Raw genomic sequence first — 20916 nt, forward strand, 5'->3', positions numbered from 1 at the left:
CCGGCTGTGTGAACCCGCCGGGGAAGGAGAAAAGGAGGAACCAAGTTGATCGCATTGGAACAAGTGGAAAAATGCTATGCATCAGGGGAGGGCCCGGTGCAGGCCCTCAGCGGGGTGTCCTTTACCCTGGGGGAGGGGGAGTGCTGGGGCATCGTGGGCCCCAGCGGCGCGGGGAAAAGCACATTGCTGCGGCTGATGGCCTTGCTGGAAGAGCCCACCCGGGGACGGGTGGTGCTGGATGGGGTGTGCTTTGCCCAAAGCTCCCCCAGGGAAAAACGCCATGCCCGGCAGCAGATCGCCACCGTTTTTCAGGACTGCCGTTTGCTCTCCCGCCGCACTGTGGCCCAGAATGCCGCTCTGCCCCTTCAGATGCAGAGGCTGCCCCGGCAGGAAATCGCCCAGCGGGTGGAGGAGAGTCTTTGGCAGGCAGGCATCGCCCACAAGGCCGGAGCCTATCCCGCCCAGCTTTCCGGCGGACAGCGGCAGCGGGCGGCCATCGCCCGGGCCCTCTGTCAAAAGCCCCGGCTGCTGCTTTGCGATGAGCCCACCAGCGCCCTGGACCCTCAGAGCGCCGGGGAGATCCTGGAGCTTTTGCGCCAGATCAATGAGGGAGGCGTGACCATGGCGGTGATCACCCACGACATGAACGCGGCCCGGGCCCTTTGCCCCCACACCGCCCTGCTGCGGGAGGGAAAGCTGACCCAAGTGGGCCGGACGGCCCAGGTGCTGGAAGGGGCTTTCCAGCCCTTTGCACCCCTGGAAAGGGGGGCTTTGTAATGGGAGCGTTGGCGGGATTTTTCCATGCATACGCCCCCATGCTGTGGCAAGGGCTGGGGGAGACCTGCCTGATGACCTTCGGGGCTTTATTTTGCTCCTATGCCCTGGGCCTGCCCTTGGGGGTGCTGCTGACCCTCACCGCCCCCGGCGGGATGCACCGGCGCAAAAGGCTCCATGCTCTGCTGGGCGCCATCACCGATGTGGGCCGGTCGGTGCCCTTCCTCATCCTGATGCTGGCCCTCATCCCCTTCACCCGGTTGGTGGCGGGGACCACCATCGGCCCCTGGGCGGCTTTGGTGCCCCTGGTGGCAGGAGCGGCCCCCTTTGTGGCCCGGCTGGTGGAAAGCGCCCTGGCTCAGGTTCCCCCCAATCTGGTGGAAAGCGCCCGGGCCTGGGGAGCCACGCCCCTGCAAACCGCCTGGCGGGTGCTTCTGCCCGAAGCCGCTCCCGCCCTGGTGCGGGGGCTGGCCATCACCGGCGTGACCCTCACCGCCTATTCCGCCATGGCCGGAGCCGTGGGCGCCGGTGGTCTGGGGGATATCGCCATCCGCTATGGCTATCACCGGTATGAATACGGGGTGATGATGGCCACTCTGGTGCTGCTCATCCTCTTTGTGCAGCTGCTTCAGAGGGGGTGCGCCCTTGTGGCCCGGCGGATGGAGGAGCGGGTGCGGTAGATATATCGCCCCTTTGTTTGGAAGAAATTACGAAATAATCATAAACTAAACACTATTTTGGAGGAAATTACGATGAAAAAGAAGAATTTGGTTCCCGTTACCGCTTTGTGTGTGGCAGGCATTCTGGCTCTGGGGGGCTGCGCCCAGCAGGAAGCAGAGTCCCAGGAAGGGGATCAGGTGGTGCTGAAGGTGGGGGCCAGCCCCTCGCCCCACGGGGAGATCCTCCAGCAGGCGGCGCCCATTCTGGAAAAAGAGGGCATCCAGCTGGAGATCCAGGAGTTCACCGACTACATCCTGCCCAACCAGGCGCTGGAAAATGGGGAGCTGGACGCCAACTTCTTTCAGCACAAGCCCTATCTGGACAATTTCAATGAGGAAAACGGCACCCATCTGGAATCTTTGGGGACGGTGCATTTTGAGGCCATGGGCATTTACGCCGGGAAATGCGGCGATCTGAAGGACCTGCCCGAGGGAGCTCAGGTGGGCGTGCCCTCCGACTCCACCAACGAGGCCCGGGCTTTGCAGCTTCTGGAACAGGAGGGGCTGATTACCCTGAAAGAGGGGGCCGGGCTGACGGCCACCGCCCAGGACATTGAGGAGAACCCGCTGAAATTGCAGCTGGTGGAGCTGGAAGCCGCCATTCTGCCCCGGAGCCTTGCCGATCTGGACATTGGGGTGATCAACGGCAACTATGCCCTGGAAGGGGATGTGGTGGATCAGCTGCTGGTGAGCGAAAGCAGTAGCAGCCAGGCAGCCCAGACCTTCTCAAACATTGTGGCCATTCGGCAGCGTGACGCTGCACCCAAAACTCGCTGAAGGCTGTATGCGTTGCGGGCTTAGGTGGTCCAGGGCTGGCTAGCCAGCCCTGGAAGGGGCTATGGTGCAATCTTAGCAAAGTGCATAGGAAAAAGCTCCCCTGTGAAGGGGGGACGGCGAGCCGCCGCTCCCATGTTTTTCTTTGCCCTGGTTCATACAACCGGCCCTGGTTCTGTTGCCGGGCGCGGCAGCGGTCCGGTGTCCGGACGGGTCCGGTAGCCGGACAGCCGTAGCTCTCTTTGCCGGATTGCACACAACGGGCTCTGGTTCTGTTGCCGGGCGCGGCAGCGCAGTATGGGTGCAGCGTCACGCTGCTTGACAGGGGGAGAGGGGAGGGGGTAGAATGAAAAGGCAGCAATTTAGTGATTTTGAGGGAAAAAGGGAGGAAGGAAGATGGGTGGGACTGCATCAACCATCATCAATCAGATCGTAGTCATGTTTCTTTTGATGTTTGTGGGACACCTATTATATAAGAAGAAGATCCTGGACGATGGGGGCACCCGCCAGCTTTCTGCGCTGCTGCTCAACATCGTCACCCCGGCGGTGCTCATCACCTCCTACCAGCGCCCCTTTGACAAAAAAGAGGCCCTGAGCCTGCTGGGGGCCTTCGGGTTCGCCTTTGTTACCTTTGTGGTGGTCATTGGGATGATGACCCTGTTTTACGGCAAAAGCAAAAAGCCCTATGCCCGGGATGCACGAATGTGCGTCATCTTCTCCAACAACGGATTTATGGCCATCCCCTTGCTCCAGGCCCTTCTGGGCTCCCAGGGGGTGTTTCTGGGCTCGGCCAGCATCGTCACCGCCACCCTTCTGGCCTGGACCTATGGGGTGAGTATGCTCCGGGGCAACCGGCAGGTGAATTTCTACCGCATCCTGATGAATCCCGGCACCCTGGCCCTCTTCGGCGGCATCCTGCTCTTCTGTTCCCCCTGGAAGCTCCCCGGGCCCATTTTCCAGGCGGTGGACTACCTGGGCAGCCTGAACACGCCCCTGGCCATGCTGGTGCTGGGGGTCTATCTTTCCCAGGCCAGGGTGTTCTCCTGCCTGAAGGACAAGACGGTGTATATCCTCTCCTTCCTCAAGCTGATCGTGGCGCCGCTACTGTCCATGGCGGTGCTCTATTTCCTGGGGGCCCAGCGCACCGTGGCCATGGCTCTGGTGATCGGCATCGCCGCACCCAGCGGCGTGATCTCCGCCATGATGGCCCAGATGTTCGACACCGATTATCTGTTCAGCACCCGGATCGTGGCTGTGACCACCCTGCTTTCCGCCATTACCATGCCCCTGCTCATCGCCGCCGCCGAATATTTGTGGACAGCGTGAGTCCGGTGGCCCAGTGCCTGGGCAGTCAAGGGGTGCTCCCGCACCCGATCATGCAACCAGCCTTCGTGCTGTTGCTCAGCGCGGCAGCGCAGTATGGGTCCAGCGTCACGCTGGTCCCGTGGCCGCCACGGCCATACTCTCTTTGCCCCATTGCACACAACCGGCCCTGGTTCAATGAGTTACACAGTAAAAAAGCCGCCCGAAGGGGCGGCTTTTTTGTGTGCTTGCGTTACGCTTCCAGATACTCGCCATATTCGAAATACCACTGGACAGCGCCGGGGTAATCCTGGATCAACTGCCGCATCTGCCGGAAGGCATCGGCATCGGGGGCCTGGCACACCCACTGGCGGGTATCTTCCCCTTCACCCTGGGTGATCAGGCAGCGGGGGGCGGGGGAGGTGTCCTGGGAAAACAGAGTGATCAGGTACCGGCCGTCCCCGGTTTCCAGCCAGATGCCGTCGGACTGGCCAAAGGGAACAGCCGCCGGGTTATCGCCGTCCTCCCAGGTGGGTTTCAGGCTTTGGAGGAACTGAGTGACCGTCTTTGTGTCCTCCGGGGCCAGGGGGATCTTGCCCAGCGGCTCGCCTTTGTCTGCGTCCCGTTCATAGCATGAGGCATTGACCAGGTAATACTCCCCATCCTTTGGCGTGGGGACGCTCCTGTCCTGCTGCCACCAGCGGTACTGAACGGCGGTGACGGCCCCCAGCACCACTACCGTGAGCAGGGCGAAAATGATCCATTTCCGTTTCATCCGTTTCATAGGGAGTCCCCCTTTCTTTTTATGAGTTTAGTATACTATAACCCGGTCAAACCGTCAAGCGGCGTGACGCCGGTCCGGTGTCCGGACGGCCAGGCGGTGCTGCCGCACCCGATCATAACGCTTAGGCCGGTCTGATGCCGTGGCGGGTCGCCACCAATCCCCCCGGCGGCGCAAGCCGCCACCCCCCTTTGCACAAGGGGGGCTTTTCTTTGCCTTATGGTACACAACCGGCCCCGGTTCTGTTGCTCAGCGCGGCAGCGCAGTATGGGTGCAGCGTCACGCTGCCTTGCAGGAAAGCGGGGAATATGGTATGCTGGGGGGAGTAAACCACAGAGAAAAGGGGAAAAACAATGGGAAGATGGAAGGATTTAGGGAAACGGTTTGTCATCTTGTTCGTGGGGTTTTTTCTGCTGGCGCTGGCCAGCGTCTTTATGAAACAGGCCAACATCGGCCTGGGGCCATGGGATGCCCTCCACGACGGCATCTCCCGTCAGACGCCCCTCACCTATGGCCAGGCCTCCATGGCCGTGGGCCTTCTGATCGTGGTGGTGGATTTCCTTTGCAAAGAGCGGCTGGGCTTCGGCACGCTGCTGAATATCTTCGTCATCGGCCTGCTCATTGACCTGGTGCTGGAAGCGGGACTGATTCCCAAAATGAGCGGCGCATTCCTGCCGGGGCTTCTCTATGGTTTCTGCGGCATGGTGCTGATGGCTTTGGGCATCTGGCTCTACATCGGCGCCGCCATGGGCGCCGGGCCCCGTGACAGCCTGATGGTCATCCTCACCCGCCGCACCGGAAAACCGGTGGGCCTTTGCCGGGCCACCGTGGAAGGGGTGGCGTTGGTGCTGGGCTTCCTCCTGGGGGGCCAGGTGGGGCTGGGCACGGTGGTATTCACCCTGCTAGGCGGGCCTGTGATGCAGGTGGTTTTCCGCCTGGTGCATTTCGATGTAAAGGCGGTGCGCCACGATACCTTCAAAGATACCCTGCGCCAGTGCATCCCGGAAAAGGGTGCCGTAAGCCGGTAAAAAGAGCCGGAATGGCTCCGCTTAGGCGGCGGGGGAAAATGTCTAGTCCTGGTCTTTAGAGGAGGGCCGGGCGGGAACCGGCCGCAGGAAAGCCCACAGGCCGATGCTTGCGGCAGGATAGAGGAAGAGGGAATAATTGATCCGGGAGCCATAGACATTCCGGCGGCCCCAGTCGGTATCCAGATCCAAAGAGCCGTCCCGTCGGTAACGCAGGGAGCCGTCCTCATTGTAGGTATAGTGGACACCTTTGATGAATGTTTCATGGCCAACCACGCCCCGGATCTGGCTGTTCACCAGGATCTGGAATGCAAAGACCAGGTTGATCAGCAGGCTGAGCACGATCCCGGCGGCCAGCTTGCTCCGCACCTGGGGGGTATGGCATTCCGGCGTCTTCCGATAGACCTTTCCGTATTTTATATTGAGGGAGAGAGAATAAATGAGCAGCAGAAGGAAGAGCAGGTCAAACTGCTGTGCCAGGAAAATTTGCACGGCAAGGGCCAGTAGAACGGCGATGGGAAAAGACGCCGCAAGAATCTCCTTGTAAGGCATATTTTTCTCCCCATGCCGGATGGAATGGGACAGGATGAAAAAAGCCGCCGTCAACAGAAAAGCAATGAGGTGGAGCAGCAGAAAAAAGGGAAGCACTGCCGGGAGATTGCGCGCCATGGCGGAAAAAAGGAGCGCAATGTCCGTTCCTCCGCCCTGTATGATGAGCTTGGCAGCACTAGACAGAAGGCGGATCAGATAGACCAACACAATGAGAAGCCAAAATGATTTTTTCTTGCAGATAGCCATTCCCCATTTCATAGGGATCACGATCCTTTCATGAAGAATTGTTAATTTCTATAAAAAGGATACCATAGGCTGATAAAAATATCAAGCCGGTCCGGTCCGGTAGCCGGACAGGTCCGGTGTCCGGACAGCCAGGCGGTGCTGCCGCACCCGATCATGCAACTGGCCCTGGTTCTGTTGCCTAGTGCGGGAGCACAATATGGGTGTCCCGACACGGGACCAATCCCCCCGGCGGCGCAAGCCGCCACCCCCCTTTGCACAAGGGGGGCTTCTTTGCCGGATTGCACACAACGGGCCTTTTCTGCGGTACTGGGCCAGGATTGCAGAGCGGCCCCTTCCGGGTGATGGTTTATCACACCCGGAGCATAGGAGCGAACAACGCATGATGCCGGAGACAGGAACGGGTGCAGCGTCACGCTGCCCGGAGCATAGGAGCGAACAACGCATACAGCCTGGGAGAGTTTTGGCCGTCCCGACACGGGACCGACACCGGGTAGGAGATAGTAGTTATGGATCAGATCAATTTGCTTTTTGAACCACTGTTCGATTTTCTGGAGAGCGTTCCCCAGGCGGGGCCGTGGTATACCAATACCATCCGCTTTGTCATGCCCTTTCTGGCCCTGGGAGTGCTCATCGATGTGCTCCGCTCTCTGCTGCGGGCTCACAACCCGGCGGAGACCTGGGGCTACCTGGAGACCCCGGAAGGGGAGCAGCTGCCCATCACCCACTGGGAAAATACCCTGGGCCGGGCCCCCTCCTCCGATGTGGTGCTTTCTTACCCCAGCGTGTCCCGCACCCACGCCGGCCTGATCCGGGACGACGCGGGGGAGTGGACGGTCACCGACCTGGGCAGCAAAGGGGGCACCCTGGTCAACGGGGAAGAGGTGGAGGGCAAAACCCCCATCCATCCGGGGGATACCCTGGAACTGGGCGGGGTGGAACTGCTCTTCCTGCCGGTGCCCCAGGAGGAAAAACAGCGGGAGATCGCCAAACGGCGGAAAAAAAGCCGCCCGGTGCCCCCCTGGGGCTCCCTAGTGATCCTCACCCTCTTCCAGCTTCTCACCGTCGTCCAGTTCGCCGTGGCCGAGGGAAGAGAGTGGAACCCCCAGATCCCCCTGGCCTTCTTCGGTTTGACCTGCACCATGTGGTGCTATGTGTTCGCCCTGCGGGCCATGCGCCGGGTGGGCTTTGAAATGGAGATCATCGTCTTTTTCCTGTGCACCCTCAACCTGGCGGTGACGGCTTCGGCCGCTCCCAGCGGTGTGCTGAAAGAATTTTTGATGATCCTCCTGGGCCTTCTGGTCTTTCTGGCCCTGGGCTGGTATCTGCGGGACCTGGGCCGTGCATCCCGCCTGCGCTACCTGATGGGGGCCGGGGCCGTGGTGCTCTTTCTCATCAACCTGGCCATCGCCGGGGTGAGCCACGGCGCACGCAACTGGGTGGAGATCTTCGGCATCCGCTTCCAGCCCTCGGAACTGATCAAGGTGGCCTTTGTCTATGCCGGGGCCGCTACCCTGGATAAGCTCTTTACCAAGCGGAACCTTTATGGCTTCATCCTGTTCACCGGCTTTTGCCTGGGGTGCCTTGCCATTATGAAGGACTTCGGCACCGCTGCCATCTTCTTTGTGACCTTTCTGGTCATCGCCTTTCTGCGCTCGGGGGATTTTGCCACCCTGTCCCTGATCACCGGCGGCGCCGCCTTTGCGGGCATGATGGTGCTGCGGTTCAAACCCTATATCGCCGAACGCTTTGCCGTGTGGGGCCATGTGTGGGAACAGGCCAGCGGCAAAGGCTTCCAGCAGACCCGCACCATGTGCGCCGCCGCTTCCGGGGGTCTTGTGGGCGTGGGGGCCGGAAAGGGCTGGCTGGAAAGCGTCTTTGCCGCCGATACCGACCTGGTGTTCGGCATGCTGTGCGAAGAATGGGGGCTGATCATCGCCCTTTTGTCGGTGGCGTGCCTGATCACCCTGGCGGTTTTCGCCGTGCGGTGCACCAAGGCCGGACGGTCTACCTTCTATACCATCGCCGCCTGCGCCGCCACATCCCTGCTGGTGTTCCAGAGCATCCTGAATATCTTCGGCTCGGTGGATCTTTTGCCCCTCACCGGCGTCACCCTGCCCTTTGTCTCCCACGGCGGCTCCAGCATGATCAGCGCCTGGGGACTTCTGGCCTTCCTCAAGGCCGCCGACACCCGTCAGAATGCCAGCTTCGCCATCAAGCTGGAAAAAAGGAGCAAAAGAAAGGAACGGTCTGATTATTATGAAGAAGATTGAAAAACGGGCCCTCCTTTGCCTGCTCCTGTCCGGGGCCCTGGTGCTGGGACTGTGCATCTTTTCGGTGCGGTTTTTCCTCCAGGGCAGCCAGTGGGCCTCCTTTTCGGCAAACCAGCATCTCTATGCCGGCGGGGGACTGAGCCGTGGGGCGGTGCTGGACCGCAACGGCGTGGTGCTGGCCGAAACCAAGGACGGCAAGCGGCAGTATAACGAAAGCAAAAGCGTGCGCATGGCCACCCTCCATGCCGTGGGGGATTCTCAGGGGCGCATCGGCACCGGCATCCAGACCCGCCTGGCGGGCAAGCTCAGCGGCTATAACCCCATCACCGGCGTCAGCGTCACCGGCGGGACCGACATCACCCTCACCCTGGATTCCCAGCTTTGCGCCACGGCCTATGAAGCCCTGAACGGGGCCAAGGGCACGGTGGGGGTCTATAACTACAAAACCGGGGAAGTGCTCTGCATGGTGTCCACCCCCACCTATGACCCCCAGAACCCCCCGGAAATCAGCGAGGACGACCCGGCCTACGAAGGGGTGTACCTTAACCGGTTTCTGTCGGCCAGCGTGGTGCCCGGCTCCATTTTCAAAACGGTGACCACCGCCGCGGCCATCGAGAATATGGACGATCTGATGGACCGTACCTTCCATTGCGACGGGGAAACGGTCATCGGCGGGGCCAAAATCACCTGCCCCAAGGCCCACGGCGACCTGACCATCGGGCAGGCCTTCACCGTCTCCTGCAACTGCGTCTATGGTCAGCTGGCTTCCGAGCTGGGGGCCGATACCATGGAGGAAGTCACCGAAAAGGCCGGGCTGATGGATTCCATTTCGGTGAGCGGCATCGACACCGCCAAGGGCTCCTTTGATTTTGACGAAAGGGACAAGGGGAGCCTGGCCTGGGCGGGCATCGGCCAGGATGAGGACCTTTTAAACCCCTGCACCATGATGACCTTTATGGGGGCGGTGGCAAACGGCGGCAAGGCCGCGCTGCCTCAGCTGGTGCTGGACGGGGGCGGACTGCTGGACGCCCTGGGCAGTAAGCAGACCGGGGAGCTGATCGAAAAGGATACCGCCGAGACCCTTTCTTCCATGATGCGGGACAATGTGCTGAATAACTACGGCGAGGGAAAACTGGAAGGCCTGGGCCTGTGCGCCAAGTCGGGCACCGCCCAGGTGGGCGGGGACAAAACCCCCAACGCCTGGTTCACCGGTTTTCTCCAGAGCGAAGAGCAGCCCCTGGCCTTCATCGTGCTGGTGGAAAACGGGGGAAGCGGCAGCCAGGTGGCGGGAAACATCGCCAAACAGGCGCTGGCCGCCGCTGTGGGACGGTAGCGGGGCGCCCCCGCAGGCAAAGATTCTTTGGCGGGGCGCCCCCGCAGGCACTTGCAGCCCCCTTGAAGCGGCTTTTGCCGCTTCAAGGGGGTTTTGCTGTTTTTTCCAAAGGCTCGTCCGCCTTTTTTCGTCTTTTTCCCGTTTGCGGCAAAAAAAGACGGAAGAAACCGGATAAAATGGGGCATACTTCTCTATAAGGAACGAAAGGCCGGATTTTTCTTTGAAAAAATCTCCGGCGGAAAAAAGGAGGATGCCCAAGTGGGAAAAAAACAAATGGTGGCTGCACTTTGCACAATGGGAATGCTGGCCATGCCTGTTCAGGCGGCGGAAAACAGTCCGGCGCCGGGACGGGAGCTGTATGGTATTCTGAACAGCCTGTGCCAGCTGGTGCGTCAGCAGGTGCTGGAGGAAGAGCCGGTGTGCGAAGCGCCTTTACCGGAGAGCCCCGCGGGGCTGAGCCAGACCGAGCCGGCCCAGGAGACCCTGGCGGCAGCGGAGGAAGCGCCCAGCCCCACCCCTAAGATCAGCCTGACGCCCCAGGAGGTTTCCATGATGGAATATGTGGTGGAGAGGGAAGTCCACGGGGCCAGCTATGCCCACAAGATCGCCGTGGCCAATGTGATCGTCAACCGGGTGCTGGACAGCCGGTTCCCCGGCACCGTGGAGGAAGTTCTCCACGCACCCAAGCAGTTTCCCATTTCCATCGGGAATTATTACAACCCCAAGTGGCATCCCAGCGATGAGACCATCAACGCGGTGTATGCCGCCGTCTATGAGCCGGACACCACCGGCGGGGCCTTGTATTTCTATGCGCCCCGGTACACGGCAGGAAAGACGGCGTCCTGGTTTGAAAACAGCCTGACTTTCTGCTTTGAAATGGAAGGCCACCGCTTCTTTTCGGCAGCGGCCCAGTAGCTGGGCACCCATACTCTCCCCGGCTCGATGCGCTGTTGTTCCTGGGTGCTCCGGGTGTGATAAACCATCACCCGGGAGGTGCCGCTTTGCAATCCTGGCCGAAAGCATAGAAAAAGCTCCCCACAGGGGAGCTTTTCTTTTTGCTTGGTTGTGCGGCCCAGCGCGGGAGCGGTCCCGTGTCGGGACGGCCGTTCCTCTCTTTGTCTGAGTGAAAACAACGGACCCTCGTTCTGTTGCCGGGCGCGGCAGCGCAGATTGGGTGCAGCGTCACGCTGCTTGCCCAGCGCGGGAGCGCAGTATGGGTGCAGCGTCACGCTGCCTTGACGGGGGAGGGAGGATGTGGTAAATTAAAACTATAATAAGTTAGTGTAAAAAACATCATGAGAAAGCGGGGGTGGATCGGATGAAAAACCGGAATGGACAGGAAATCCGCATGGTTCCTTCTGTGGCGGTGTTTGGGGTCTTGGTGCTGCTGGATATCTATCTGCTCCTTCGCTACTATGACTGGCAGGCCGGGGTCTTTACCCTGGAAATGTTCACTGAGCTTTCCCTGATGACGGTCTTTGGCAGCGGACTGGTGCAGAGTATGAAAAAATGGATGGAGCGGAACCCTCGCCCCCAGCGGGAGGAAAAAAGGAAGCATCTGAAGCACTGGATGTACATTTTGCTTTTGCTGGTATCGGTGTTTATGCTGGGGTTTGCGCTGTATCTGCTCCCTCAGTATCTCCAGGAGGGCTACAGCCTGTATAGCATAGATATGCTGCTTTTGCTGGCGTCCTTCCTTTTGTGGGGCATTTATCTGGTTATCAGTATCCGGGCCCTGGCGAAAGGAAAAGCCAATGACTAGGCAGCGTGACGCTGGTCCGGTGGCCGGACGGCCGTTCCTCTCTTTGCCCTGCGGCAGACAACTGAACGAAGAAAAAAGGAAAAGCCTTCCGACAGGGAGGCTTTTTCTTTGCCTTGCGGCATCCAACCGGCTCAGAGGACAAATTATAATACATGGGTTATGCTTTTGATATGAATATACTATTTTACTTATGAGCGAGGGGGGCGTATAGTAGACAGGGAAACAAAGAAAGAGGTGTGATTTTTTGAAAAAAGACCTGAAGTTTTTCTGGACGCTCTTTATCTCCACCTTCACCCTCAGCGCCTTCACCTTCGGCGGCGGCTATGTGATCGTGCCGCTGATGCGGAAGAAGTTCGTTGAGACCCTGGGGTGGATCGATGAAGAGGAAATGCTGGACCTGATCGCCATCGCCCAGTCGGCCCCCGGCCCCATCGCCGTCAATTCCTCCATCATCATCGGCTACCGTCTGGCCGGCATCCCCGGCGCATTGGTGACCACCTTCGGCACCGTTTTGCCCCCCATGGTCATCCTGTCGGCGATCTCCCAGTTCTATACCGCCTTCCGGGATAATGTGGTGGTGTCCCTGGTGCTCAAGGGTATGGGCATCGGCGTGGCCGCCGTCATCGTGGATGTGGTCTACACCATGGCCAAGGGCGTTGTCAAAACCAAGGACGCCCTCTGGATCATCGTCATGTGCGTGGCTCTGGTTGTGTCTCTGTTCACCAGCGTCAATGTGGTGTTCGTCATCCTGGCCTGCGGCGTCATCGGCGCCATCAATGTGATCGCCCAGGATAAAAAGACAGGGAAGGGAGGCAAGGCCGCATGATTCTGCTTCAGCTTCTCTGGGCCTTTGTCCAGGTGGGGGCCTTCAGCTTCGGCGGCGGTTATGCTGCCCTGCCTCTCATCGAAGAACAGGTGGTCAAGGCCAACCACTGGCTGACCGCTCAGGAATTTACCGATATCATCACCATTTCCCAGATGACCCCCGGCCCCATCGCCATCAACTCGGCTTCCTTTGTGGGCATCCGTATGGGCGGTATCCCGGGTACTTTGGTGGCTACCTTCGGCTGCATCCTGCCCTCCCTCATCATCGTGCTGCTGCTGTCCTACTTCTTCTTCAAATACCGGAACCTGCGGATGGTGCAGGGCATCGTCAAGGGCCTGCGCCCCGGCGTTGTGGCCCTGATCGCCGCTTCCGGCTATGGCCTGATGGCAACCGCCCTGTGGGGCGACGGCCCTTTCCGCTTTGCCGCCCTGGATTGGTTCGCCGTTGCGCTTTTCGCCGCCGCTTTGGTGGTGCTGCGGAAATGGAAGCCCAACCCCATCTATGTGATGGTGGCCTGCGGCGTTGTGGGTGCATTGTTCTACGGACTGGTTTAATAAAATAACAAGAAAAGCTCCCCCGAAGGGGAGCTTTTCTTGTCCCGTGTCGGGACCAGCGTGACGCTGGACCCATACTGCGCTGCCGCGCTGGGCAAGCAGCGTGACGCTGCACCCATACTGCGCTGCCGCGCCCGGCAACCGAACGAAGAAAAAAGGAAAGCCTCCCGGAAGGGAGGCTTTTTCCATGCTTTCGGCCAGGAGTGCATAAGGGTGCCTTCCGGCTGCGGCCCGCCGCAGCCGAAGCGCCGGGGAACACAAACGCATACAGCCGGGGAGAGTATGACAGCCCAGGCACTGGGCGCATAGGATGGGGGGAAAGGATGTGAGGGGATGGGGAAACCATTCAGATGTGCCCTGGTGGGGGGCGACGGGCGGCAAATCCTCCTGGGCCGCTTTCTGGAAGAAGAGGGCTTTCCGGTGCGCCGCTTTGCCCTGCCGGAAGGGGAGGAACACCTGGAAGGGGCGCTGGAGGGCGCCGGGTGGGTGCTGCTGCCCCTGCCGGTGGAACGGGAGGGGATGCTCAACGCTCCGCTCTGCAACGAGCAAAAATGGCCCATGGAGCAGATCCTGGAAGCCATACCCCGGGGCACTCCGGTGCTGGGGGGGCAGGTGAGCGCCCGCTTGCAAAAGCTGGGAGAAAAACAGGGCCTGCGCCTTGTGGACTACGGCGCACGGGAGGACTTCCTTTGCCGCAACGCCGCCATCACCGCCGAAGGGGCCTTGCAGCTGGCCATGGGCCACCACCAGGAAAGCCTGGGGGATGCCCGGTGCCTGGTGCTGGGCTATGGCCGGTGCGGCAAGGCGCTGTGCCGGGCGCTGTCCGGCATCACCCGGCCCTGGGTGTGGGCCAGGCGGCCGGAGGTCCGGGCCCAGGCCCGGGCGGAGGGGCTGCTTGCCCCGGATACCCTTGCGGAAGGGCTGAAAGGGGCCGGGGTGATTTTCAACACGGTGCCCGCCCTTCTGATCGGGGAAAATCAGGCCGGGCTTCTGGAAAAAGACAGCCTGTATGTGGAACTGGCCGGAAACCCAGGGGGGGCTGGATTTTTCGCCCAGGGGTCTTTTCAAACAGGGGGGAAATGTGGTACAGTGAAAGACAGAAGATCCTTACTACTTTCAAGGAAGGGGAAATTTCGTCATGCTGAAAACAAACCGTGAAGATTTGCCCATGCTGCTGGTTCAGGGCCAGGTGCGCCACTCCAAGGGTGCTCAGGCCTATCGCCATACCATCGACGGCGAGCCGTTCACTCTGCCGGCCACCGGCGGCATCACCCTCAACGCCAAGATCGGCGACCGGTGCGTGGGCTGGGCCGCCGACCATCTGGAGCCCGGCGTCACCGCCCGCAATGAAAACGACGACTATAACGCCGCTCTCCAGGGTCTGTCCTGCATCGGCAACACCGCCATTGTCATGAGCGGCGACGCCAAGGGCGCCCGTGGCTTTGTCACCGGCAAGCACGGCGGCTGCGAGCATCTGCTGTGCTATTTCGACCAGGAGACCATGGAGAAGATGACCATCGGCGATAAGATCGATGTGCGCAGCCAGGGTCAGGGCATGAAGCTCATGGATTATCCCGACATCCTGCTGCGGAACATGAGCCCCGAGCTGCTGGAAAAGATGAACATTGAGGAGAAGGACGGCAAGCTGAAAGTGGGCGTTGCCAAGATCGTTCCCGCCTGCATCATGGGCAGCGGCCTGGGCGCTTCCACCTCCTATTATGGTGACTATGACATCACCCTCCACGACAAGAAGATCACCGAGGAATATGGGCTCCAGAACCTGCGTTTCGGCGATATTGTGGCCATCACCGATGCCGACACCCGCTTCGGCCGCAACTACATGACCGGCGCCATGACCATCGGCGTTGTGGTGCATTCCGACTGCATCCTGGCCGGTCACGGCCCTGGCGTCACCACTCTGATGACCTGCAAAACCCCGCTGATCGAAGCCTTCATTGACGAAAACGCCAACCTCCACGACTACTTCGTGCGCTAGTGGCGAGCCGCCACAGCCATACTGCGCTGCCGCGCTGGGCAATAGCGCTCAGGCCTGTTGTGTGTTGGGCAGCGAAGAAAAATATGGGTGCAGCGTCAAAAAAAGCCTCCCGGATAGGGAGGCTTTTTTGCTGGTTTGGTTCGTTGTGTGCTGGGGGGCAAAAACAACTGACAAAGGCAAAGAAAGTATGGCTGTCCCGACACGGGACTTTTTCCCCGACCTTTTTCGCGCCCCAGGCGGGGCGGCGTGTCGCCGCCGCCGTTCCTGTCTTTGCCTTGGCCGGTTGGATGTGGGGCAGAAAAAAGTATGGCTGTCCGGGCTCCGGACCAGCGTCAAAAAAAGCCTCCCGGATAGGGGGGTTTTTTTGCTGGTTTGGCTTGTTGTGTGCCGCCAGCGTGATGCTAGTCTTTTTTTCGGATGCGAAGGATCAGGTCCATGGCCAAAGCGCCCAGGATCAGGAAGACAGCCATGACAATGTAGATTGTAAACTCCCGGGAGGACAGACGGTTTTCGGAAAAAAGGGGATAGGCTCTTACCATACTCCCAACGATCACCACAAGGATGCAGTAAACCGTCATATGCAATGGTTTGATCTGTTTGTATATTGCATATTCTATCGCTGCGCCCAGGGCCAGGAAGGCGGCCACGATGATGGTGAACAGAATGGTCTGAACGAGCCCATAGCTTCTTAGATTGCTCACAAAGACCAAGAGCAGGACGATGTAAGCCAGCGGCTGGGATACATTCTCCCGTTTCCGTACTCCATATCGCATGGCTGCGCCCAGCAGAAATGGGAAAACGGATAGCATGATCATATTCAGAATTTTGATCTCCATTTGTTCACCCCCTTCAGCGAGTTTTGGGTGCAGCGTCACGCTGGTCCGGTGGCCGGACAGCCGTTCCTCTCTTCGCCTGAACGAACACAACCGGCCTGCGTTCTGTTGCTCAGCGCGGCAGCGCAGGTTGCCAGCGGAGGCGCTGCCGCCGCTAATGTTTCTTTCGGATGCGATAGATCAGGTCCATGGCCAAAGCGCCCAGGACCCAGAAAACGGCCATGACAATGTAGATTTTAAGTTGCTGTGAAGACAGATTTCTTCCCGAAAGAAAGACACCCCTTCTTACAATAAAGAAAAGGATAAAGAAAAAAATCACAAAAATGACGGACAGTAAGGGATAATCCCACTTGTGTACCCCATATCGCATAGCTGCGCCGATCAGAAATGGGAAAACAGATAGCATGATCATATTCAGAATCCCGATGTCCATTTGTTCACCCCCGTATTGAGATGCACTGGTGAATGCAGCAAAGGCCTGCTGCGTTATTGATGTACTATACTAAAATAAATATATCATAGAACACTCCCCTTGGCAATATTTTTCATTATTGCTCGTTGTGTGCCGCCAGCGTGACGCTGGACCCAAAACTTTCTTTGCCCTTGCCGGTTGTGTTTGCCTGGGCAAAGAAAAGCCCCCCTTGTGCAAAGGGGGGACAGCATGGCAGGGCCATGCAGGGGGGATTGTGTCATTTTGCTTGGTTGCATGATCGGGTGCGGAAGCACCGCTTGGGTGCAGTGTCACGCTCTCTCAATCCCTCAGTCGGCGTTCGCCGACAGCTCCCTTTGCACAAGGGAGGTCCGGTGGCCGGACGGGCCCAGTGCCTGGGCACCCATGTTGCGCTCCCGCGCTGGGCAATCGAAGCAAGAAAAAGGAAAAGCCTCCCGAACAGGGAGGCTTTTTCCATGCTTTTGGCCAGGATTGCACTTTGGCCCTTGCCGGGTGATGGTTTATCACACCCGGAGCACCGGGGCAGAGCAGCGCATAAAGCCTTCAGCGAGTTTTGGGTCCAGCGTCACGCTGGTGCATAGATATGTGACAGGAGGGGATATATCTATGGAGCGTGCGGGGCTGTATCTGCGGCTGAGCCGGGAGGACGGAGAAGGGGAGAGCGGGAGCATCGAAAGCCAGCGCCTGCTGCTGCGGGACTACTGCCGCAGCCATCATCTGACGGTGGTTGCGGAATACATCGACGACGGCTATTCCGGGCTGAGTTTCCACCGCCCCGGCTTTGAGCAAATGCTGGGGGACATCGAAAAAGGCCTGCTGGACACCGTTATTACCAAAGACCTGTCCCGGCTGGGGAGGGACTACATCCTCACCGGCCACTACCTGGAACGGTACTTCCCGGAAAAAGGGGTGCGGTACATCGCCCTGGGGGACAACATCGACACCGGAAGGGGTGCGGACGATCTGACCCCCTTCCGGGCGGTGGTCAACGACCTGTACGCCAGGGACATCTCCCGGAAGGTGCGGGCCGCTTTGGACGCCCGGAAACGAGCCGGGGTCTTTATCGGCGCCCGGGCCCCCTATGGCTATGAAAAAGACCAGGGCAGGCTGCGTATCGACCCATGCCAGGGGGAGTGGGTGCAAAGAATCTTCGCCTGGTGCCTCACGGGGGACAGCTGCCCCGTCATCGCCCGGAAGCTGGGGCAGGCCGGGTGCCCTTCTCCCACCGGGAAAACAGAGTGGAGCGGCGCCATGGTGCGGCGCATCCTCACAAACCCCACCTACAAGGGCGACCTGACCCAGAACCGCAGCCGGAAGATCAGCTGCAAGGTGGAAAAAAGCCGGATCGTGCCCAAGGAAGGCTGGGTGATCTGCCCCGGGGCCTGCCCCCCTCTGGTGGGGGAGGAGGACTTTGCCCGGGTACAGGAAAAAATGGAAGGGGGCAGACGGCAAAAAGACCCTCTGGCCTCCTTCCTCCGCTGCGCCAGATGCGGCAGTCCCATGGGCATCACCGGAGACGGCAAGCGCCGCTATCTCCGGTGCCGGGGGCGGAAGCAGGGCAAGTGTACCCTGCCCCTCATCCCCTGGGACAGAGCCATGGAAGAGACCCGGGCGGCTTTGCACCGGGCCGGAGCGGAGGAGGGTTTCCAGCGGCCATTTCCTGCGCCAAAGGCTCTCATCGGGGAAGATGGGGTGGTGCTTTTGGGGGAGAGTGGGGGGAATCGGCCCCTTTGAGGGGGAGAAATTGGCCTTTTTTACAAAAAAGGCCCCTTTTGCGAAATTTCTGTTGAACTTATGGCAAAAAGAAAGTAAAATAGAGGTAGTTATTGCAATCGGGAGAGAGGGGTGCGGGTTTCTATGAAAGGGTATCTGGCCATTTTTTTGGGCGGAATCCAGGGGCCTTGTGCGCCCGCATTTTCCCGGGTGCAGGGATGAAAAGCTGTGGAGTTTTCGCCGCGGCTTTTTTCTTTTCAAAAATCCACCTTCGGAGAAAGGAAGTTTTCCCATGGAAAAAAATAAAGTAGCAATTATTATGGGCAGCGACAGTGATCTGCCTGTGGTGGAAAAGACCATTAACACCCTGAAAGACCTGGGCATCCCCTATGAGGCCCATGTGATGAGCGCCCACCGTACCCCGGAAGAGGCCTGCGCTTTCGCACGCACCGCCGCAGAAAAGGGCTTTGGCGTCATCATCGCCGCCGCCGGCAAGGCCGCCCATCTGGCCGGTGTGCTGGCCGGGCATACACCCCTGCCCGTCATCGGCATCCCCATGAAGAGCTCCACCATGGATGGTCTGGATTCCCTTTTGTCCACCGTGCAGATGCCCTCCGGCGTGCCGGTGGCCACCGTTGCCATCGATGGGGCGGAAAACGCCGGACTGCTGGCCGCCCAGATGCTGGCCATCGCCGATGAAAGCCTGTTCCGTAAGCTTCAGGAAAAGAAGGAGCAGATGCGGCAGAAGGTCATGGAAAAAGACAAAAAGCTCCAGGAAAAGCTCCAGGGCTAACAAAACCGGATAGATAGGATACGAGGAGGAAGTTTATCATGGAAAAGCGCGAGCAGCTCTACGAAGGAAAGGCCAAGAAGGTTTTTGCAACAGACGACCCCGAAAAGCTGATCGTCTCCTATAAGGACGACGCCACCGCCTTCAACGGCGAAAAGAAGGGCACCATCCACGGCAAAGGCGTCATCAACAACCGGATGAGCAATCATCTGATGCGCCGCCTGGAAAAGGAAGGGGTTCCCACCCACTATGTGGAAGAGCTCTCCGGCACCGATACCGTGGTGAAAAAAGTAAATATTGTGCCCCTGGAAGTCATCATCCGCAACATCTCCGCCGGTTCCTTTGCCAAGCGGTATGGCGTGGAGGAGGGCATCGTCTTTGACGCTCCCACCATCGAGTTTTCCTACAAAAACGACGACCTGGGCGATCCCCTGATCAACTCCTACCATGCCCTGGCCCTGAAGCTGGCCACCCGCGAAGAGATCGAGACCATCAAAACTTATGCCTTCAAGGTCAACGACCTGCTGAAGGGCTTCATGAAGGAGATCGGCATCGATCTGGTGGACTTCAAACTGGAGTTCGGCAGACTCTCGGACGGCACCATCGTCCTGGCCGACGAGATCAGCCCCGACACCTGCCGCCTGTGGGACGAAAAGACCCATGAAAAGCTGGACAAGGACCGCTTCCGCCGGGATCTGGGCGGCGTAGAGGACGCCTACCAGGAAGTGATGAAGCGCCTGATGGGCGAATAAGCGGAAAAAGGATGGAGGAGGAAAGTCTTATGCAGGAAAAGCTCCACGAGGAATGCGGCGTTTTTGGTATTTACGATAACGACAACCTGGATGTGGTCACATCCACCTATCTGGCCCTCTATGCCTTGCAGCACCGGGGCCAGGAAAGCTGCGGCATTGCCGTCAACGACGACGGCGTCATCCGCAGTTACCGGGATCTGGGTCTGGTCACCGATGTGTTCAAGCCCCAGGTGCTGGAAAAACTGGGCAGCGGCAAAATGGCTATCGGCCACTGTCTCTATGGCACTGCCGAAAGCGACAAGCGGGAAAATGCCCAGCCCATGACCATCCGCCATGTGAAAGGCCAGATGGCCATCGCCAACAACGGTGTGGTGCTCAATGCCTATGAGCTGCGGCAGAAGCTGGAGCTCCAGGGCGCCATTTTCCATTCCACCAGCGATGCAGAGCTGATCGCCCACATGATCACCCGGGAGCGGCTCACCGCCGGTTCCATCGAAGAGGCCATCTGCAACGCCATGGACAAGCTGTATGGCGTGTATTCCATGCTGGTCATGTCCCCCAAAAAGCTCATCGGCGTGCGGGATCCCCTGGGTATGCGCCCCCTGAGCATCGGCAAATGCGAAAACAGCTATGTGCTGGCTTCCGAAACCGCCGCTCTGGACAGCATGGGCGCCCATTTCGTCCGGGATGTGAAGCCCGGCGAAATCGTCATCATCGACGAAAACGGCCTGCGCAGCATCGAAAAGCACTGCGGCAAAAAGAGCCATCTGTGCGTCTTTGAGTTCGTCTATTTCGCCCGGCCCGACTCGGTGATCGAAGGCACCAGCGTCCATCTGGCCCGGCAGAAGATGGGCGAGTTTTTGGCAAAAGAACATCCGGTGGAGGCCGACCTGGTGATGGGCGTGCCCGACAGCGGCAACGACGCCGCCCTGGGTTATGCCAACGCCTCCGGCATCCCCTATGGCATCGGCCTGATCAAAAACAAGTACATCGGCCGTACCTTTATCCTCAACACCCAGAAGCAGCGGGAAAATGCCGTGCGCATCAAGCTCAATGCCATCGCCGACATCGTCCGGGGCAAGCGGATTGTGCTGGTGGACGACTCCATCGTCCGGGGCACCACTTCCGCCCGCATCGTGGGCATGCTGCGGGAAGCCGGGGCCAAAGAAGTGCATATGCGCATTTCCTCCCCGCCCTTCCGTTATCCCTGCTACTTCGGCACCGACATCGACTCGCCGGAGCGGCTGATTGCCAACAACATGACCATCCCCGAGATCGGCAAGAAGATCGGGGTGGATTCCCTGGGCTTCCTCAGCCTCCAGAACATCGTCAAGGTGGCGGAAAACTCCGACTGCCAGTTCTGCACCGGCTGCTTCAGCGGCGAATATCCCCTGAATGTGGAAAACGCTGGCAAGGTCTCCAAGTTTGACCGGAAGATCAGCGAAAACAACGATTGAGAGGAC

At 59.5% G+C, this 20916-nt stretch carries 22 protein-coding genes; 18 read left to right on the plus strand and 4 right to left on the minus strand.

The window, feature by feature from the left end; all coding sequences use genetic code 11:
• The first annotated feature begins 45 nt into the window (after positions 1–45).
• From H6A25_RS10085 to H6A25_RS10100, 4 genes are all read left to right on the plus strand, one after another.
• A complete protein-coding gene (locus H6A25_RS10085) occupies positions 46–777 on the plus strand; it encodes a methionine ABC transporter ATP-binding protein (protein ID WP_204751999.1) in 732 nt (243 codons plus the stop codon).
• Entirely contained in the window at positions 777–1454 is a 678-nt protein-coding gene (locus tag H6A25_RS10090; protein WP_204752000.1) for a methionine ABC transporter permease, read from the plus strand. The genes H6A25_RS10085 and H6A25_RS10090 overlap by 1 nt, the downstream gene beginning before the upstream one ends.
• A gap of 72 nt (positions 1455–1526) precedes the next feature.
• Entirely contained in the window at positions 1527–2270 is a 744-nt protein-coding gene (locus H6A25_RS10095; RefSeq protein WP_204752001.1) for a MetQ/NlpA family ABC transporter substrate-binding protein, read from the plus strand.
• 393 nt (positions 2271–2663) lie between these two features.
• A complete protein-coding gene (locus H6A25_RS10100; RefSeq protein ID WP_204752002.1) occupies positions 2664–3593 on the plus strand; it encodes an AEC family transporter in 930 nt (309 codons plus the stop codon).
• Positions 3594–3822: 229 nt separating this feature from the next.
• Here H6A25_RS10100 and H6A25_RS10105 read toward each other — a convergent pair whose 3' ends face one another.
• Positions 3823–4353 (minus strand): hypothetical protein, encoded by a 531-nt coding sequence (locus tag H6A25_RS10105; protein ID WP_204752003.1) that lies wholly within the window; start codon positions 4351–4353, stop codon positions 3823–3825.
• Positions 4354–4703: 350 nt separating this feature from the next.
• Here H6A25_RS10105 and H6A25_RS10110 point away from each other — a divergent pair, with 350 nt between their 5' ends.
• Positions 4704–5378 carry a YczE/YyaS/YitT family protein gene (locus tag H6A25_RS10110; RefSeq protein ID WP_204752004.1) on the plus strand — a complete coding sequence of 225 codons (675 nt, stop codon included), beginning with the start codon at positions 4704–4706 and terminating at the stop codon, positions 5376–5378.
• A gap of 42 nt (positions 5379–5420) precedes the next feature.
• On the opposite strand, the gene H6A25_RS10115 is transcribed toward H6A25_RS10110, so the two are convergent.
• Positions 5421–5927, minus strand: coding sequence for a hypothetical protein (locus tag H6A25_RS10115; protein WP_204752005.1), 507 nt, complete (start codon positions 5925–5927; stop codon positions 5421–5423).
• Between the two features lie 24 nt (positions 5928–5951).
• Between H6A25_RS10115 and H6A25_RS10120 the strand changes: the two genes are divergently transcribed.
• The 9 genes from H6A25_RS10120 (at position 5952) to H6A25_RS10160 (ending at position 14914) form a co-directional block, all read left to right on the plus strand.
• The gene (locus H6A25_RS10120; protein ID WP_204752006.1) at positions 5952–6152 is read left to right on the plus strand and encodes a hypothetical protein; all 201 of its coding nucleotides are present in this window, start codon (positions 5952–5954) and stop codon (positions 6150–6152) included.
• Positions 6153–6679: 527 nt separating this feature from the next.
• Positions 6680–8443 carry an FtsW/RodA/SpoVE family cell cycle protein gene (locus H6A25_RS10125; RefSeq protein WP_204752007.1) on the plus strand — a complete coding sequence of 588 codons (1764 nt, stop codon included), beginning with the start codon at positions 6680–6682 and terminating at the stop codon, positions 8441–8443.
• Positions 8430–9776, plus strand: a complete 1347-nt coding sequence (locus H6A25_RS10130; protein ID WP_204752008.1) for a penicillin-binding transpeptidase domain-containing protein — start codon at positions 8430–8432, stop codon at positions 9774–9776. Before H6A25_RS10125 ends, H6A25_RS10130 begins: the two co-directional genes overlap by 14 nt.
• 258 nt (positions 9777–10034) lie before the next feature.
• Entirely contained in the window at positions 10035–10691 is a 657-nt protein-coding gene (locus H6A25_RS13100; protein WP_204752009.1) for a cell wall hydrolase, read from the plus strand.
• A gap of 394 nt (positions 10692–11085) precedes the next feature.
• Entirely contained in the window at positions 11086–11538 is a 453-nt protein-coding gene (locus H6A25_RS10140; protein WP_204752010.1) for a hypothetical protein, read from the plus strand.
• Between the two features lie 244 nt (positions 11539–11782).
• Positions 11783–12364, plus strand: coding sequence for a chromate transporter (locus H6A25_RS10145; protein WP_204752011.1), 582 nt, complete (start codon positions 11783–11785; stop codon positions 12362–12364).
• Positions 12361–12918 (plus strand): chromate transporter, encoded by a 558-nt coding sequence (locus tag H6A25_RS10150; protein WP_204752012.1) that lies wholly within the window; start codon positions 12361–12363, stop codon positions 12916–12918. Before H6A25_RS10145 ends, H6A25_RS10150 begins: the two co-directional genes overlap by 4 nt.
• Positions 12919–13251: 333 nt before the next feature.
• Positions 13252–14076, plus strand: a complete 825-nt coding sequence (locus H6A25_RS10155; protein WP_204752013.1) for a dipicolinate synthase subunit DpsA — start codon at positions 13252–13254, stop codon at positions 14074–14076.
• Positions 14057–14914 (plus strand): DUF4438 domain-containing protein, encoded by an 858-nt coding sequence (locus tag H6A25_RS10160; RefSeq protein ID WP_204752014.1) that lies wholly within the window; start codon positions 14057–14059, stop codon positions 14912–14914. The genes H6A25_RS10155 and H6A25_RS10160 overlap by 20 nt, the downstream gene beginning before the upstream one ends.
• Before the next feature lie 401 nt (positions 14915–15315).
• On the opposite strand, the gene H6A25_RS10165 is transcribed toward H6A25_RS10160, so the two are convergent.
• The gene (locus H6A25_RS10165) at positions 15316–15750 is read right to left on the minus strand and encodes a hypothetical protein (RefSeq protein ID WP_204752015.1); all 435 of its coding nucleotides are present in this window, start codon (positions 15748–15750) and stop codon (positions 15316–15318) included.
• Between the two features lie 151 nt (positions 15751–15901).
• Positions 15902–16180 carry a hypothetical protein gene (locus tag H6A25_RS10170; RefSeq protein ID WP_204752016.1) on the minus strand — a complete coding sequence of 93 codons (279 nt, stop codon included), beginning with the start codon at positions 16178–16180 and terminating at the stop codon, positions 15902–15904.
• A 624-nt stretch (positions 16181–16804) separates the two neighbouring features.
• On the opposite strand from H6A25_RS10170, the gene H6A25_RS10175 reads away from it, so the two are divergent.
• The 4 genes from H6A25_RS10175 to purF all read left to right on the plus strand — a co-directional run bounded on the left by H6A25_RS10175 (position 16805) and on the right by purF (position 20910).
• Positions 16805–17932 (plus strand): recombinase family protein, encoded by a 1128-nt coding sequence (locus H6A25_RS10175; RefSeq protein ID WP_204752017.1) that lies wholly within the window; start codon positions 16805–16807, stop codon positions 17930–17932.
• 271 nt (positions 17933–18203) lie between these two features.
• Entirely contained in the window at positions 18204–18704 is a 501-nt protein-coding gene (gene purE / locus H6A25_RS10180; protein WP_204752018.1) for a 5-(carboxyamino)imidazole ribonucleotide mutase, read from the plus strand.
• 38 nt (positions 18705–18742) lie between these two features.
• Positions 18743–19453: a phosphoribosylaminoimidazolesuccinocarboxamide synthase gene (gene purC, locus H6A25_RS10185; protein WP_204752019.1), complete on the plus strand. Its 711-nt coding sequence runs from the start codon at positions 18743–18745 to the stop codon at positions 19451–19453.
• Between the two features lie 29 nt (positions 19454–19482).
• Positions 19483–20910: an amidophosphoribosyltransferase gene (purF, locus tag H6A25_RS10190; protein WP_204752020.1), complete on the plus strand. Its 1428-nt coding sequence runs from the start codon at positions 19483–19485 to the stop codon at positions 20908–20910.
• Positions 20911–20916: the final 6 nt, after the last annotated feature.

Origin of the sequence: Intestinimonas butyriciproducens (genome assembly GCF_016901775.1) — a bacterium.
Taxonomy (GTDB): domain Bacteria; phylum Bacillota; class Clostridia; order Oscillospirales; family Butyricicoccaceae; genus Pseudobutyricicoccus.